The sequence below is a fragment of the Nocardiopsis sp. NPDC049922 genome (assembly GCF_040660275.1).
Taxonomy (GTDB): domain Bacteria; phylum Actinomycetota; class Actinomycetes; order Streptosporangiales; family Streptosporangiaceae; genus Nocardiopsis.
In genome coordinates, this window is sequence record NZ_JBFAME010000003.1 from 424648 (window position 1) to 440270 (window position 15623).

A 15623-nucleotide genomic window follows, 5' to 3' on the forward strand; every position below is an offset into this window, starting at 1 on the left:
GTTCTGCCCTTGAGAAAACCAGGGCGAAGAGCTATTCTGAGGAGTTTTGGTGAGCCAGGAAACACCCGTCCGCCACCTTCGTGTCACCGCGTCGCGCCACCTCACCCCGCACATGGTGCGCGTGACCTTCACCGGGGACGACCTGACCTCCGGGTTCCTGGGCGGGCCGGACCAGCAGGTCAGGCTCTACTTCCCCCGCGAGGGCCAGGACCGGCCGCGCATGCCCGGGGCCGACGGCGACCTGATGTCGTGGTACCGGGCCTACACCGCCCTGCCCGACGACGAGCGCCCCTGGATGCGCGCCTTCACCCTGCGCGGCCACGACCCCGAGCGGGGGACCGTCGACATCGACTTCGTCGTGCACGGCGACGACGGGCCCGCCACGCGCTGGGCGCGCCGGGTCCGGCCGGGCGCGGTCCTCGGCATGGTCGGCCCCTCTCCCGAGTACTCCCTGCCCTTCGACACCGCCGCCCCCGACGGTCTGCTGCTGGCCGGCGACGAGACCGCCCTGCCCGCCATCGGCACCCTGGTGGAGAGCCTGCCGGAGGGGCGGCGCGCCCTCGTCCTGGTCGAGGTCCGCGACGCGGGTGAGGAGTTGGCCCTGACCACCCGCGCCGACGTGGACGTGCGGTGGATCCACCGAGGGGAGGCCGCGCACGGGGAACGCCTGGTCGAGGCCGTGCGCGACGCGGACCTGCCCCCGGGCAGGGTGGGCGCGTGGATCGCGGGGGAGGCGGGCATGGTCCGCGCCCTGCGCCGCCACCTGGTCGACGACCGCCGACTGCCCAGGAAGGACATCGACTTCACCGGGTACTGGCGGCGGACCCTGACCCAGGACGACGCCCCCACGGGTGAGGACATGGCCGACGCGCGCGAGAAGGTGGCCCTGCACCAGGAGAGCTGAGGCCGACGCGGTCGTCGGGCGCGGCTCCACCGGTTCGGCGCACGTGTTCGCCAGGATGGCGTGGTGGCAGAGCACGCTGCGGAAAGGCGGGACCGGTGGAGTCCGAAGCCATGACGAGCCTGACCCCGGTCCTGGTCATCCTGACCGCGGCGTTCACGGCGCCCCTGGCGGTGGACGTGCTCGCCCGCTGGGTGGTGCTGCCCGGGGTGGTGCTGGAGATCGCCTTGGGCGTCCTCATCGGCCCGTCGGGGTTCGGGGTGGTCGAGGAGACCGAGGTCGTCACGGCCGCCTCCAGCATGGGACTGGCGTTGCTGATGTTCATGGCCGGTTACGAGATCGACATGACCAGGGTGACCAGGGGGACGCTGAGCCGGGCGGGCGCGGCGTGGGCGGTCACCCTCGGTCTGGGGCTGGGCACGGCCTGGGTGCTGGTCGGGTGGTCGCATTCGACGCTGATCATCGGACTCGCGCTGACCACCACCGCGATGGGGACCATGCTGCCGATCCTGCGCGACTCCGGCGTGCTCGGCACGGGCCTGGGAGGGCGTGTGCTCGCCTCGGGGACGATGGGGGAGTTCGCGCCCATCGTCGTGATCTCGCTGCTGCTCAGCGGCTACCGTCCCCTGACCGGGTCGCTTCTGCTGCTGGCCTTCTTCGCCGTGGCCGCGCTGGCGGTCTGGCGCACGGTCCGGGGGACCCCCGCTCGGGTCCAGCGGCTGGTCCGGGTGACGCTGGGCACCAGCGCCCAGCTGGCGGTCCGGCTGTGCCTGCTGATCGTGGTGTTCATGCTGTGGGTGTCCACCGAGTTGGGACTGGACAGCGTGCTGGGGTCCTTCGCCGCGGGGATCATCGTCCGGGTCATGCTGCTCACCCACCATCCGGAGGAGGCCGCGGAGGTCGAGACGCGCATGACGGCCGTGTCCTACGGCCTGTTCATCCCGGTGTTCTTCGTGGTGACCGGGGTCCGGTTCGACCTGGAGGCGCTGGCGTCGGACTGGGGCGCGGTGGTGACCGTGCCGCTGTTCGTGGTGCTGTTCCTGCTGGTGCGGGGGCTCCCCGTGTGGCTGCTGTGCCGCAACGGACTGAACCGCCACGAGGGAGTGGCTCTGGGGCTGTTCGCGTCGACGGCGCTGCCGCTGCTGGTGGTGCTGACCACGATCGGGACCCGCGCCGGTGACATGAACACGGCGCACGCGGCCGCGCTGGTCGGCGCGGGCATGGTCTCGGTGCTGCTGTTCCCCCAGATCGGCCTGGCTCTGGTGGGGCGCGAGCGGAGGCGGCGGGAGTCGCACGCCGCCGACGAGTAGGGGAAGCCCGGCCCGGCACCGATGCCCCCCGAGGGCGGGGCACCACACCCGAGACCATCGTCCGGGGCGCCCCGGCGGTCCCGTGAAGGTCGGAGCAGGGGGAGACGCAGGCGCCGTAGTCGCTGTGGGGAAGTACTGGCGGACGCTGGCGATCACGTTCCCGGCATCTCCTCCCACCGCCTGGGAGCGGGCACTGCGGAAATGGTGGAGGTGGATGGGAAAACGGTGATTCGGGACGCAGCGCTATTCATACTCGGGCCGCCTCCGCTCGCGGACCAGGGCGACGACACGCACGACGGCGAGGAGAGCGCATCCCAGGGCGGCGACGGCCAGGAGAGCCGTGAGGGTGGGGTAGAGGTAGGACACCTGGATCCAGGCGACGTCGCGCCCCCGGTACAGGAGGCCGACGATCCGGTGGACCACGGTGAACAGCAGGAGCGGCAGGGCCAGCGGCAGCAGCCGCACCACGGTGAGGCCGAGCCGTTCAGCGCAGTGTCGGGCCCAGTGACGCGAACGGCGCACGCCACGCCAGGTCGCCACGACGGTGAGCGCGGCCAGGAGGAGGAAGGCCGCGTCGGCCCACACCAGCGCCGTCCCCGCCGTGGGCGCGGGCGGTTCCTGTTCCAGCAGGGCGATCAGCGCCCCGGCGACGGCTTGGGCGTCCCCGTAGGCCATGCCGGTGTTGGCCATAACCGCGACGCCGTGCCCGGTTTCGGGGAGGAGCGCCTGGTAGGCGGTCGCCGTGAACAGGTCACCGCCGTGTTCGACGATCGGCGCACCCGACGGGGTCTCGCCCACCGACCAGCCCAGGGCGTAGGAGCCGGACGCGGGTGAGGGGGTGTGCGCCAGGGCGAGGGTCCGGGGTGAGGCGATCCGGGTGCCGTCCGGTCCACGGCCGCCGTTGTTCTGGGCGACCAGCCATGCGGCCATGTCCTCGGCGGTGCCGGTCATGCCGCCGGAGCCGTTCCCGAAGGCGGGCGGCTCGGGCGCCGCCACCGGGTGCCCGAGGACCTTGAGGTGTCCGTGCGCGCTGGCGGGAAGGTCGCGGTCGGTGTCGATCGTGGTGCTGTCGTGCATCCCGAGCGGGTCGAGGACGGAGTCCCGGAGCTGTTCGGCGAACGGTCGGCCGGTGACGACCTCGACGAGCCGGGCGGCGACCTGGAAGTTGGGGTTGTGGTACTCGTGGCGCGCGCCGGGATCGGCGGCCAGCCACCCGGTGCGCATGCTCGCCACGGCCTCGCGCAGGCTGTCCGGTTGGTCGCGCGTGAAGGCGGGGAACGTGGTGTCGGACATCCCCGAGGTCTGGTCGAGGAGCTGGCGCACGGTGATCCGCGCGGCCCGGGGGTCGGCCATGGTGAACTCGGGCAGGTAGGTCACCACGCGCCCGTCGAGGTCCACGTCGCCGGATTCGACCAGCTGGAGGACGGTCATCGCGGTGAAGGACTTGCTGACCGAGGCCAGGGCCATCGGGGTGTGGGCGGTGACGGGTTGGCCCGCGGGCGTGGTGCCGTAGCCCCGCGCGTGGACGACGCGTGTGCCCTGGGTGACGGCCACAGCGACGCCGGGAACGCCCGACGCCTCCTGGTGCTCGCGCACGGAGGCGTCGATCGCGGCGGGCGTCAGCGCCGAGGGGGTGGCGGTGCCGTCGGCGCTCGCCGGAGGCACGGTGGTCGCGGAGAGCACGGCGGTGACGGCCGCGAGGAGCACGGCGGCACGAAGCCCGGCGCGCGGCGGACGGGGGGACCGGCGGGTGTGGGCGGAGAGGGGGTAGGAGCTGGTCATCCGTGACAGGTTAGCCACGGCGCGCGACCGTGGCGATGGTGCTGGCCACCGGCTTCGGGCTGCGGTCAACCCCAGGACCGGACGACCTCATCCGCCCCAGTTCCGGGGGTGACCTATCCCCGCGATTTTCGTACGTCTGTCGGAGCGGTGGCGGTCCGGTGATCCCCAGAGGGTCGCGGGTGTGCGTGCGGAGCGAGGTGGGCGCGGGTCGATGCGGGCCGTCCACAACCGGAAACCCGGCAGCGCACGGTCACGGGCTGTGGTCATGATCGTCTCCCGTCCCGACGGCCGTGGAGGAATCCGTAGTGTCAGTGACCCCGTCGACCGACACCGTCGACCCGCACGATCCCACCGACGACCCCGGCACCGCCGAGGCCGAGCTCGCCCCCACCCGCTACCTCGCCTACGCCGACGAGGCGGCCAAGGCGAACTGGGTCACGGTCGGGCGCAGGATGCCCGCCCTGGCGGGCCAGGCCCTGCGACTGGGGTGGCGGGCCAACCGCGCCGACCTGATCGCGACCGTGCTCTGGAACCTGGGCACGGGCGCGGCCACCGCCTGGGCCCTGGCCATGACCACGGTGGTGCTGGAGCAGCTGTTCGCCGCCGTGCCCACCCCGGAGCGGGTGCTCGGCGCGCTTCCCTCGCTCGCCCTGTTGGCGGTGGCGATGCTCGCGCGCGGGGTGTGCTCCACCCTGGCCGGACGGTCGCAGGCCCGGTTGGAGCCGCAGGTCGTCTTCGCCGCCGAGCGCGACTTCAACCGGCTCACCACGGGGGTGGTGCGCGGCGCGTTCGACTCCACCGCCTTCAACAACCAGCTGTTCCGCGGCTACGCGCGCGGAACCGACGAGGCGGGCACGCTGGTGCGCCACACGATCGACGTGCTCTCCGGCCTGGTCGGCGTCGTGGCCGCGGCCGGTGTGCTCGGGGCGCTGCACCCGGTGCTGGTGCCGTTGCTGCTGCTCGCGTTGGTGCCGCAGTGGTGGGGGTCGGCGGCCGCCGCGCGGCTGCGCTACCGGGTGATGCTCGCCCTGACCGAGGCGCGCCGCCGCAAGTGGCTGCTCCAGCGGATGATGCTGGACCAGCGCAACGCCAGCGAGGTCCGCTCGTACAACATGGAGGACGTGCTGTGCGCCCAGTTCGAACGGCTGGGGGAGCGCGAGGTGGACGTGCACATGGACCTGGCCACCCGCACGTCGCTCATCAGGCTGGGCGGCGACTCCCTCAGCGGTCTGGTGACCCTGTCGGCGTTCGTCGCCCTCGGATGGCTGCTGGTGCAGGGGACGGTGCCGATCGCCGCCGGCGGTGCGGCGGTGGTGGCGATCCGCGTCGCCCAGGGGGCGCTGAGCAACGCGTTGGACGGCGTGAGCAGGGTGTACGAGTCGGGCTTGTACTTCGCTGACTTCCTGGACCTGGCCGAGAGCTCGGCGGCGCTGACGCCCCCGCCCGGGCTGCCCGAGGCCCCGTCGGGGTTCGGTCGGATCCGGGTCGAGGGTGTGACGTTCGCCTATCCCGGCGACGACGAGGAGGCGTCCGCGCCCGCGCTGACCGACGTCGACCTCACGCTGCCGCGCGGGGTGACCGTGGCGCTGGTGGGGGAGAACGGGTCGGGCAAGTCGACCCTGGCCAAGCTGCTCGCGGGCCTGTACGCGCCGGACCGGGGCCGGGTGTGCTGGGACGGGGTCGACCTGGCGGAGGTCGACGCGCACAGCCTGCGCCGACGCATCGCGGTCATGGCCCAGGACCACACCCACTGGCCGATGACGGCGCGCGCCAACGTCGTCATGGGCGGCCCGGTGGACCGCGACCGGCTCGACCGTGCCGCCGTGGCCAGCCACGCGGACGCCGTCGTCGAGGGTCTGCCGCACGGGTGGGAGACGATGCTGGACAAGTCGTTCGCGCGGGGTGTGGAGCCGTCCGGAGGACAGTGGCAGCGGATCGCGGCGGCGCGGGCGTTCTACCGGGCAGACGTGGACGACGTCCCGTTGCTGATCGTGGACGAGCCGACCTCGGCCCTGGACGCGCGAGCCGAGCACCGGTTCTTCCGGTCGGTGCACGAGCACGCCGGGCGGACGGGGGCGACGGTCGTGCTCATCACGCACCGGTTGGCGTCGGTACGTCCGGCCGACGTGATCATCGTGTTGGAGGGCGGTCGGGTCCTGGCGCGGGGCACCCACGAGGAGCTCATGGACTCCTGCGACCACTACCGGGAGCTGTGGCGGATGCAGGCCAGCGCCTACCAGGACGGGTGAGCGCCCGCGCCGGATTGAGTAGGCGTACTCAGGTGCCGTCGCGGCGACCGCGCCACGATGGACCCATGAGCACCCCCAACACACGCCCCCGGTCCACGTCCCAGTTCTACCTCCAGTCGATCATCGCCTTCGCGGTCTCCTCCGTCGGAGCGGGCGTCGGCATCGTCTACCTGCCCGTCGACCTGTGGATGCGCGCCTTCCTCGGAATGAGTGTGCTGTTCGTGATCACGTCGACCTTCACCCTGGCCAAGTGCGTGCGCGACCGCCAGGAGGACGCGATCGCGGAGGAGATGGCCCAGCACTACCAGCAGATGCCGGTCTGGAGCGGTCAGGAGCCGGTCCACCCGCACCCATAGCCGGTTCGGCGCCGCCGGGGCATCCCGGCGGCGCCGGACCCGGGCGCGTCGTCGACTCAGGCGTTGGGCGGAAGAGCGGTTCCAGCGCCTCGCTGGCGCGCCTTGAGCAGGTCGTGGCGCTCGTTGGGCAGCGTCGGCTCCCCGGCGCCCTGGATCTCGAAACCGGCGTCCTCGATCATCTCCCGGTCGGCCTTGCCGGCCTGGCCCTCGCTGGTGAGGTAGTCGCCCAGGAAGATCGAGTTGGCGATGTGCAGCGCCAGGGGCTGGAGGGAGCGCAGGTGGATCTCGCGTCCTCCGGCCAGGCGCACCTCGACGTCGGGGAAGACGAAGCGCGCGGCGGCCACGATGCGCAGGCAGCGTTGGGGGGTGAGATCCCAGGTGCCCTCCAGGGGGGTGCCCTCGAAGGGCATGAGGAAGTTGATCGGCACCGAGTCCGGTTCCAGGTCGCGCAGGGCCAGGAGGGCGTCGATGAGGTCGTCGTCGCTCTCCTTCATCCCCGCGATCAGGCCCGAGCAGGGGGACAGCCCCGCGTGCTTGGCCTGTTCGACGGTCTCCACCCGGTCGGAGAACTCGTGGGTGGTGCAGATGTCGGCGTAGCGTTCCTCGGAGGTGTTGAGGTTGTGGTTGTAGGCGTCGGCTCCGGCGTCGCGCAGGCGGTCGGCCTGCCCCTCGGAGAGCAGTCCCAGGCAGGCGCACACCTCGACGCCGGGGAACTCGGACTTGATGTCGGAGATGGTGGGGGCCAGGCGGTCGACGTCGCGGTCGGTGGGGCCGCGCCCGCTGGCGACGAGGCACACCCGGGTGGCCCCGGCCTGGACACCGGCGGAGACCGCCTCACGGGTCTGGTCGGGCTTGAGCCAGGTGTACTTGAGGGTGCCCGCGTCGGAGCCGAGACGCTGGGAACAGTAGAAGCAGTCCTCCGGGCACAGTCCACTCTTCATGTTCACGAGGTAGTTGAGCTTGACCCGGCGGCCGAAGTACCGCAGGCGGACCCGGAAGGCGGCGGCGACGAGGTCCATCAGGTGGTCGTCGGAGCTGCTCAGGACCTGGCGGAGTTCGTCGCGGGTGGGCGTCTCACGTCGGAGGGCCTTGTCGGCCAGAGAGTGGAAAGTCGTCACGGTGACGATCCTGGAGTGTGGTTCGGACGGAGCGCATCCGTCGAACCCGCCAAAATCACGGCCCAAGTCTTGTACGCGCTGGCAGTTTCCCTGACCGGTCGTCGGCCGACCCGGTCGTCGCCACGTGTCCGGCAGGCCTGCCCGCCCCGGCACCTGGCCCTCCCGAATGCGCTACCACCAGCGAAAACATGTGGCGATCCCGCTCTGCGGCAGGGACAATCCCCACCATGACCGCAACCTTCGACGACCTGATCACCGAGGCCGCCACCGTGTCCGTGGACGGCTGGGACTTCTCCTGGCTGGAGGGCAGAGCCACCGAACAACGCCCCTCCTGGGGCTACCAGAGACTCCTGGGCGGGCGCCTGGCCGATCCCTCCGTCACCGCGGCCCTGGACGTGCAGACCGGAGGCGGCGAGGTGCTGGCCGGGGTCCCCTCCTTCCCGCCCACCATGGCCGCCACGGAGTCCTGGCCGCCCAACGCCGCCCGCGCCACCGCACTGCTCCACCCGCGCGGCGCGGTCGTGGTCGCCACCCCGGACGAACCCCCGCTGCCCTTCGCCGACGCCGCCTTCGATCTGGTCACCAGCCGCCACCCGGCGACCGTGCACTGGGACGAGATCGCCCGCGTGCTCCGTCCGGGCGGGACCTACTTCGCCCAGCACGTGGGACCCGAGACCGTGTTCGAGCTGTCGGAGTTCTTCCTCGGCCCCATCCCGGACGAGTACCGGCGCAAACGCCACCCCGACGAGGAGACCGCGCAAGCCGGGTCCGCGGGCCTGGAGGCCGTGGACGTGCGCACCGAACGTCTGCGCATGGAGTTCTTCGACGTGGGCGCCGTCGTCTACTTCCTGCGCAAGGTGATCTGGACCGTCCCGGGCTTCGCCGTCGACCAGTACCGCGACCGCCTGCGGGAGCTGCACGAGCGCATCCGGGCCTAGGGGCCGTTCGTCGCGTACTCCGCCCGGACCCTGGTGGAGATGCGCAAGCCCGAGCACGGGTGAGGCGCCCTGGCCCGCTCACACGGCTTGGACGACCGCGTCACCGCGGTGCGGCACGACCTGCACGAGTCCTTCCCGCGGGGCGGGAGGGGCGTTCGCGGCCCCGGGCAGTCGTGCCCGGGGCCGCGAACCGTTAAGGGATGTCCTCCACCAGCAGCGTGGTGAAGTCCTCGCGGGTGGGATCGCCGACGCTGACCAGGCGTCCGGCCTGGCGGGTGATCATCCGCTCCAGGACCTGGCGCGCGTAGCGGGCGTTGCCGAAGTTGGCGTCGCGCTCCACCCCGGAGAAGTGCTCCCCGAGCGCGGCCAGCGTGTCGGGGGAGCACGTGTAGCCGGACCCGGACGCCATCCGGTCCACGATCGTGACCAGCTCGTCGTCGCTGTAGGAGGGGAACTCGACCCGGTGGTTGAACCGTGAGGCCAAACCGGGGTTGGAGTCCAGGAACCGCCGCATCTCGTGGGTGTATCCGGCGACGATGACGACCACCTCGTCGCGGTGGTCCTCCATCAGCTTGACCAGCGTGTCGATCGCCTCCTGGCCGAAGTCCGACCCGCCGTTGCCCCTGGGCGCCAGGGTGTAGGCCTCGTCGACGAACAGCACACCGCCCTTGGCCCGCTCGAACACCTCGGCGGTCATCTGCGCGGTGTGCCCGACGTAGCGCCCGACGAGGTCGGAGCGGGCCGTCTCGATGACCTGGCCGCCGGGCAGGACGCCCAGCGTCCTCAGGAGCCGCCCGTACAGCCGCGCGACCGTCGTCTTGCCGGTACCGGGAGGACCGGCGAACACGAGGTGGTGGCTCATGGCCGCCACCGGCAGCCCCATGGACTTGCGCTGCTCGGACATCACCAGGAGGTTGGCCAGGTCGTTGACGGTGGTCTTGACGTCGCTGAGCCCGATCATCGCGTTCAGTTCCTCGCGCAGGGCCGCCACCTCGTCGACCGAGGTCGTGGGCCCGGCCGCGGCCTCGATGTCCGGCCCGAGGTCGGCGGGCATGAGGCGGGCCATCTCCGAGGGGTCGTCCGGCGCGTCGCCGCCCAGCCGGTAGGCCTGCCGGTCGATCATCGTCTCGAAGATCTTGCGCGCCTCGCGGCCGTTGCCGAACGCCGGGCCCTTGGGGACCTGCTCGAAGTGGGCCGACAGCACCTCGACCGTGCTCTCGTCCATCACGTAGCCGTGCGCGTCGCACAGGAGGCGGACGATCCGCACGAGCTCGTCGACCGTGTAGTTCTCGAACTCGATCGTCTTGCTGAACCGCGATGCCAGACCGGGGTTGGAGTCCAGGAACCGCCGCATCTCGTGGGTGTATCCGGCGACGATGACGACCACCTCGTCGCGGTGGTCCTCCATCAGCTTGACCAGCGTGTCGATCGCCTCCCGGCCGAAGTCGGGGCCGCCGCCACCGCCCTCGGAGCCGGCGGAGAGCGTGTAGGCCTCGTCGACGAACAGGACGCCGCCCTTGGCCCGCTCGAACACCTCGGTGGTCTTGATCGCCGTGCCGCCGACGTACTGCGAGACCAGGTCGGCGCGCGCCACCTCGACGACGTGCCCGTAGCGCAGAACGTCCAGCTCCGCCAGGATCCGACCGTAGAGGCGGGCCACGGTGGTCTTACCGGTGCCGGGAGCTCCGCCGAAGACGAGGTGGCGGCTCATCGGCGGTGTCGGCAGTCCCATCTCCGCGCGCCGCTTGGCCATCTGGTTGCGTTTGACGAGCGTCTTGACCTCGTGCTTGACGTTGCCCAACCCGACCAGGGCGTCGAGCTCGGCCAGCGGCCCCTGCGACTCCTCGGTCTCCCCGGCGTCGGTGTCGGCGGCGGGTGCGGCCACCGACGCGGGCAGCGGGGTCCCGGCCTCCTCGCCGTAGGTGTCGGGGGCGCCGTTGCCGTGGCTGAGCAGCTCCTCGGCCCGGACGCGTTCGCTGCGCACGGTCTGGCGCAGGCCCGCGCGCGCGTTGTCGCGCACCGAGCAGTCCTCCACGACGACGTCCTCGCGCGAGTGGATCAGGATGCCGTCGCCGGCGTTGCCGAACATCTCGCACCGCCGCAGTGAGGCGGTCCCGCCCGAGGCCACCAGCACGCCGTTGCGCCTGCCGTTGTAGACGCGCGAACGCAGCACGCTCGCCTCGCCCTCGTTCTGGACCGAGAGCCCGTCGCCCGTGCACGAGGAGATGTCGCAGTCGCGCAGGTCCGCCTTGGCGCCGGCGCCGACCGTGACGCCGGTGTCGCGGCTCTCGCTGATCTGGAGTCCGGTGAGCAGCGGACGGGACTCGCCGGTCACGGAGACGGCGGCCTTGCCGGTCCGTTCCAGGGTCACGTCCTCCAGCCGCCCGTGGCCGGCGCCCAGGAACTCCACTCCCTGCCCCCGGGTGTCGGTGACGGCCACACCCCGCAGGAAGGGGGCGCAGTCCTCGATGACCACGCCGGGCCCCTGGCTGCCGGTGATCAGACCGCGGTCGAACTCGGCGGTGCTCCCGCCGCGCAGCCGGGTGCCGGTGCCGCCGCGCACGGTCAGCCCGATGAACGTGGTCGCGGCGCCGTCCTCGGCGCACACGCCGTCGCCCTTGGTCTCGGACACCTCGCACTCGGTGAACTGGCCCCGGGCGCGTCCGGACAGGTGGATGCCCGCCTCCTGGGAGCGCGTCACGGTCAGGTGGGAGACCTGGGGGTCGGAACCGCTGTGCACCGCGATGCCCCGCTTGCCGACGTCCTCGACGACGCAGTCCTCGATCAGCGGGCGGGCGCGGCTGGCGACGGTCACGCCGTCGCCCGCGACGTGGTGCACGCGGGTGCCGCGCAGGGTGGTGGCGGCGTTCTCCTCCAGGGCGATCGCGGGCTTCTTGACGTCCGTGATGACACAGTCCTGGATGACTCCGCCCGCCTGACCGCTGGCGAAGACCCCGTTGCCGCCCGCCCCGCGCAGGGTGCACGCGTGAACGGTGGGGCGTCCGTTCTCACTGATGACCAGGGCGCTCGTGTCGACGTCCTCGATCACGCAGTCCTCGATGACGGTCGACTCCGGTGAGGTGACGACGACACCCGCTCCGGCGGAGCAGGTCACCCGGCTCTCGCGCATGGCGAGGGCGCCGTCGCCGCGCACCGACACCGCCGTCCAGGCGGCGCCGTCGACCTCGCAGTCGGCCATCTCCAGCTGCCCGGCGGGGATGTCCACCGCGGGCCTGTCCTTGTCGCGGCCGCGCAGGATGAGGCCGGAGAGCTTGACCGCCTCCGCCCCGGACACCACCGCGCTCGCGGAGTCCGAGCTGATCTCCACGCTGCCGCGCCCGTCACGGGCCACCAGGGTGACCACCTTGAGCAGGACGAGGTTCTCGGCGTAACGCCCGGGGGCGATGGTGATGAGCGCTCCGCTCCTGGCCGCCTTGACAGCGTCGGTGATCGTCCTGTGCGCGTCCGTTCCGTCCGGTGCGACGCTGAGGAGTTGCCTGGCCATCGGTGTTTCTTCCATTTCTCGTGTACCGACCCCCAGGCGGTGGCCCGGCGGTTCGGGTGGGGCGGCCGGGGCCCGCCCCACCCGGTGGCGGCGTGGGTCAGGAGCAGGTCGCGCGCACCACCGACGCGGCGACGTGCGAGCTGGCGTGCTCCTGGTCGGCGAGCGGATTCTCACCGACGTTGGTCAGTTGGACGGTGAACTCCTCCGTCGGCGACGTGAATCCGGTGACCTGGACCCAGGCCCCGCGCACGTTCGCCTGGGTGATCCCGAAGACGGCGATCGCGTCGCCCTCGGGCCTCGGACCGGAGTAGATCTGGTAGGTCGCCTCGGTCTCGGCGACCCACAGCGGGCTCTCGTCATCGGGGACGAAGACGTAGATCTCGCAGGTCGCGTTCGGGTAGCCGGGGGAGAACGCCCAGAGCGCGTACTGTCCGTCGCCGTGGTCCGCGTTCCCCGACACGGGGATGGCCTCGTACCCGCCGTCGCAGCCCTCCTGGCCGTAGCCGCCGGGTCGGGTGGCCCAGCTGGAGGTTCCCTCGGCGCTGTCCCATCGGCCCACCCGGTCGTAGGCGGCGCCGGGGGAGGCCAGGCAGCCGGGGCCGGTGACGGCGGAGAACGGTTCCGGGGACGCGGCGCCGTTGCTCTCGACGGTGTCCTCCAGGAGGGAGCCGCCGCCCTGGTCCGCCCCGGGCGCGGTGGTGTCGCCCTCGGCGGTTCCGGTGTCCTGGTCGGCGAGGGTGTTCGGGGTGTCTTCGGCCGCAGGCTCCGACTCGTCGGAGGTGTCCTCGTCTTCCGTCGTGGTCGATTCGGTGTCGGTGTCGGCGGGAGCCTCGTCCGGTGTGTCGGCCGCGGCCGGAGTGTCCTGGGTGTCCGTACCGCCGTTCGCGTCCTGGTCCGGCTCGGTGTCGGACCCGCTCGCCCCCTCGGCGTCGTCGGACCGCTCGGGGGTCGTCTCCGCGCGCTCGGAGGCGACGTCGCCCGCCTCGGAGGCGGGGGTGTCGGCTGGGACGTCGTTCCGTTCGGTGCCCTCCGTCTCGGGCAGGGCGGGACTCCCGGTGTCCTGGGGGAGTGCCTCGGGGATGTATCCCGGGTCCTCGGCGCCCGGCGCGCCCCCGGTGTCGGCGGAGGGGTCGCCTCCCGAGTCCTGTTCCGAACCGGAGTCGGAGTCGCCCGAGGTCTCACCCGAGGCGCCCGCCGATCCGTCGACGCCCGAGGGTCCCGTGACGGTGTCCGCCGCCTCGGCGGCCGTGCCCTGGGCCGGGCCGTCGCCGAGGGCGCCCCCGGCCGAGAGGGGGATCGACGTCAACCAGGTTCCGTTCTGCATCCCCGTGGAGAAGGCGAACGGGGCGACGACGAGCAGCAGCCCGGCGATGGCGGCCCCGGCCAGAACCGGCTTGCTGGGGCGGTCCATCGCCGCCTCCACCGCGGGTTCGTCCGCGCCCGCCCCCGGGGTGACGGTGCTGTGGAGGTGGTCGGTGCGTACGGGTGGGGCGGCGCCCTCCTCCCGGGCCGACGTGTCCGAGGCCGTCGCCGACGCGGGTGCGGGGTGCGCTCGGCCCCGCGTGGGCGCGGGCGGCGGCGTGGCCGGAGCGGCCGCCCCGTTGAGGGAGGCCTGGAAGTCGGCGGCCGACACCTGGTTGCCCGGGGCCGGGTCGCGCCGCTGGGGCGTGTCGGTCATCGGATGTCCTTTCCGGGGAACCGCGCGGGCGCGGTCGGGTGAGAGAGGATCACCGGCGTCCGCCGTCGCCCGTGCCGGACCGCGGGTCGGGCAGAACCGCGGTCTCCTCGTTCTCGTCCTCGGTCGTCCGCACGTTCCGACCGGTCTTGAACAGTTTCTCCGCGGTGTCCGCGGTGGCCTGGACGACGGCGTTCATGTAGATGCCGAAGCCCTCCTCCAACTGGGTGAACGTCGTGCCGTAGTCCTTCGCGAAGTCGTCGCCTTCGAGGTTCGGGTCGCCCCAGGGCTCCCAGGGCGTGCTCAGAGCCGCCCGCTGCGTCTGGTACTCCTTCATGACCTTCTTGGTGAACTCCGCGCCCTCGAAGATCCAGGTGCTGTCTCTGGTGAGCTCGTCGGGTGAGGCGCCGAAGTTGCCTTCGGGGTTCGGCATGGTGGTGTCGCCTTTCGGTGGGGGATGCAGGGGGGGCTGGGGTGGCCTGTTACTGCGGGGGCAGGGGGACACCCATGCGCTCGAACATGGCGCGGGTGTCGAGCTGGCCGTTCATCGCCTCGGTCGCGTCCAGCCCCTCGGGCATGAACGGCTGGTAGGCCTCGGCGATACGCTCGGCCATCCTCGCCCGGGCCCGGGTGATGACGTCCACGATCGCGGAGGCCAGCTCGGCCGGGGCCATCTCCCGGTAGTTCTGGTTGTGGAACTTCAGCTCGACGAGCTCACCCCTGCCGTTCACCTTCGCCCCCACCAGCCTGCTCTTTGCGACGACCTCCTCGGTTGCCGACTCCAGGCTTTCGCTTGCGCGATCGACCTTCGCCAGCGTCTCGTGAAGACGTGCCAACTCCTGTTCCATCTGCTCCGGATTCCAGGAAGTCATTGCGCACCGCTTTCCTCTTCTTGTCACCTGGAGTGGGCCGCCCCAGAATCGTGCTCTGGCCGTTGACCGTCGTGCCCCAGACCTTCTCCTCCTCCGCCAGCCAGGTCGAGCGCGACCGTTCGCGCTCACCCTGAGCGCCCTGTCCGCCCATGCCGCCCATCATGGGAGGCATCATGGGCGATCCCGCTCCAGCGCCGCCGACCGTTCTCGACCCGGAGTCAGCGCCGGTGCCCGAGGAGAGGGTGCCGTTCCCGGTCGTCTGCCCCTGCGCCTGCGAGCCACCCGGGCCCTGAGCCTGGAACATGGAGGAACGGTTGATGGACCGACCGTCGTCGGTGAGGCCGGTGGGGCCGTCCGGTCCGCTCGCGCCTGCGTAGTTCAGGCCGAGCGGGCCGGGTGTGGACACCGTCGGGATCTGGCCGTCCGGACCGCCGACCCCGCCGCCGGTGAACCCGTCGGTGATCGGTTCGCCGGTTTCGGGGTCGATGGGGTAGGTCAGGCCCAGGTCGTCGACCTCGTAGGGCTCGCCGGTGACCGGGTTGATCGGAACGGACGAGCCGTCGTCGGGGTCGTGGTTGGTCGGCGGCCCCGTCTCCGGGTTCGATTCCAGCTGGGTGGTCGGTCCTCCTGGGGTGAGGGGCTCCCCGGTGATCGGGTCGATCGGCAGGACCTGCCCGGTCCCCGGGTCGTAGTTGATCGGCAGACCCGTCTCGGGGTTGAAGGGCTCCCCCGTCTCCGGATCGACCGGGTACAGCTGCCCGGTCTCCGGATCGATCGGCAGACCCGTCTCCGGGTCCAACTCCAGCTGGGTGGGCACTCCCCCTGGGGTGAGGGGCTCCCCGGTGATCGGGTCGATCGGCAGGACCTGCCCGGTCCCCGGGTCGTAGTTGATCGGCAGACCCGTCTCGGGGTTGAAG

At 72.0% G+C, this 15623-nt stretch carries 11 protein-coding genes and 1 pseudogene; 5 read left to right on the forward strand and 7 right to left on the reverse strand.

The features are described from left to right. Positions 1-49 precede the first annotated feature (49 nt). Together AB0I72_RS08760 and AB0I72_RS08765 are read left to right on the forward strand one after the other, a co-directional pair. Positions 50-904: a siderophore-interacting protein gene (locus AB0I72_RS08760; RefSeq protein ID WP_358564527.1), complete on the forward strand. Its 855-nt coding sequence runs from the start codon at positions 50-52 to the stop codon at positions 902-904. Positions 905-1014: 110 nt separating this feature from the next. Beyond that, positions 1015-2211 (forward strand): cation:proton antiporter, encoded by a 1197-nt coding sequence (locus AB0I72_RS08765; RefSeq protein WP_358564529.1) that lies wholly within the window; start codon positions 1015-1017, stop codon positions 2209-2211. Between the two features lie 243 nt (positions 2212-2454). On the opposite strand, the gene AB0I72_RS08770 is transcribed toward AB0I72_RS08765, so the two are convergent. Then, positions 2455-3993: a serine hydrolase domain-containing protein gene (locus tag AB0I72_RS08770; protein WP_358564531.1), complete on the reverse strand. Its 1539-nt coding sequence runs from the start codon at positions 3991-3993 to the stop codon at positions 2455-2457. A 305-nt stretch (positions 3994-4298) separates the two neighbouring features. Here AB0I72_RS08770 and AB0I72_RS08775 point away from each other — a divergent pair, with 305 nt between their 5' ends. Continuing rightward, positions 4299-6242 carry an ABC transporter ATP-binding protein gene (locus tag AB0I72_RS08775; protein WP_358564533.1) on the forward strand — a complete coding sequence of 648 codons (1944 nt, stop codon included), beginning with the start codon at positions 4299-4301 and terminating at the stop codon, positions 6240-6242. 65 nt (positions 6243-6307) lie between these two features. Further along, complete coding sequence (locus tag AB0I72_RS08780) at positions 6308-6598, forward strand: YiaA/YiaB family inner membrane protein (protein WP_358564535.1); 291 nt, start codon at positions 6308-6310, stop codon at positions 6596-6598. Positions 6599-6654: 56 nt separating this feature from the next. On the opposite strand, the gene bioB is transcribed toward AB0I72_RS08780, so the two are convergent. Beyond that, positions 6655-7716: a biotin synthase BioB gene (gene bioB / locus AB0I72_RS08785; protein WP_358564537.1), complete on the reverse strand. Its 1062-nt coding sequence runs from the start codon at positions 7714-7716 to the stop codon at positions 6655-6657. A gap of 227 nt (positions 7717-7943) precedes the next feature. Here bioB and AB0I72_RS08790 point away from each other — a divergent pair, with 227 nt between their 5' ends. Continuing rightward, positions 7944-8654, forward strand: coding sequence for a methyltransferase domain-containing protein (locus tag AB0I72_RS08790; RefSeq protein ID WP_358564539.1), 711 nt, complete (start codon positions 7944-7946; stop codon positions 8652-8654). Between the two features lie 193 nt (positions 8655-8847). Here AB0I72_RS08790 and AB0I72_RS08795 read toward each other — a convergent pair whose 3' ends face one another. The 5 genes and pseudogenes from AB0I72_RS08795 to AB0I72_RS08815 all read right to left on the reverse strand — a co-directional run. Beyond that, positions 8848-12159, reverse strand: coding sequence for a right-handed parallel beta-helix repeat-containing protein (locus AB0I72_RS08795; protein WP_358564541.1), 3312 nt, complete (start codon positions 12157-12159; stop codon positions 8848-8850). A gap of 97 nt (positions 12160-12256) precedes the next feature. Continuing rightward, on the reverse strand, positions 12257-13837 hold the full coding sequence (locus AB0I72_RS08800; RefSeq protein ID WP_358564543.1) for a hypothetical protein: 1581 nt from the start codon (positions 13835-13837) through the stop codon (positions 12257-12259). 49 nt (positions 13838-13886) lie between these two features. Beyond that, entirely contained in the window at positions 13887-14267 is a 381-nt protein-coding gene (locus tag AB0I72_RS08805) for a hypothetical protein (protein ID WP_358564545.1), read from the reverse strand. A gap of 49 nt (positions 14268-14316) precedes the next feature. Then, a complete protein-coding gene (locus tag AB0I72_RS08810; RefSeq protein ID WP_358564620.1) occupies positions 14317-14649 on the reverse strand; it encodes a YbaB/EbfC family nucleoid-associated protein in 333 nt (110 codons plus the stop codon). Next, positions 14549-15623: pseudogene (locus AB0I72_RS08815) on the reverse strand (hypothetical protein); the annotation flags it as partial. The gene AB0I72_RS08810 and the pseudogene AB0I72_RS08815, both read right to left, overlap by 101 nt.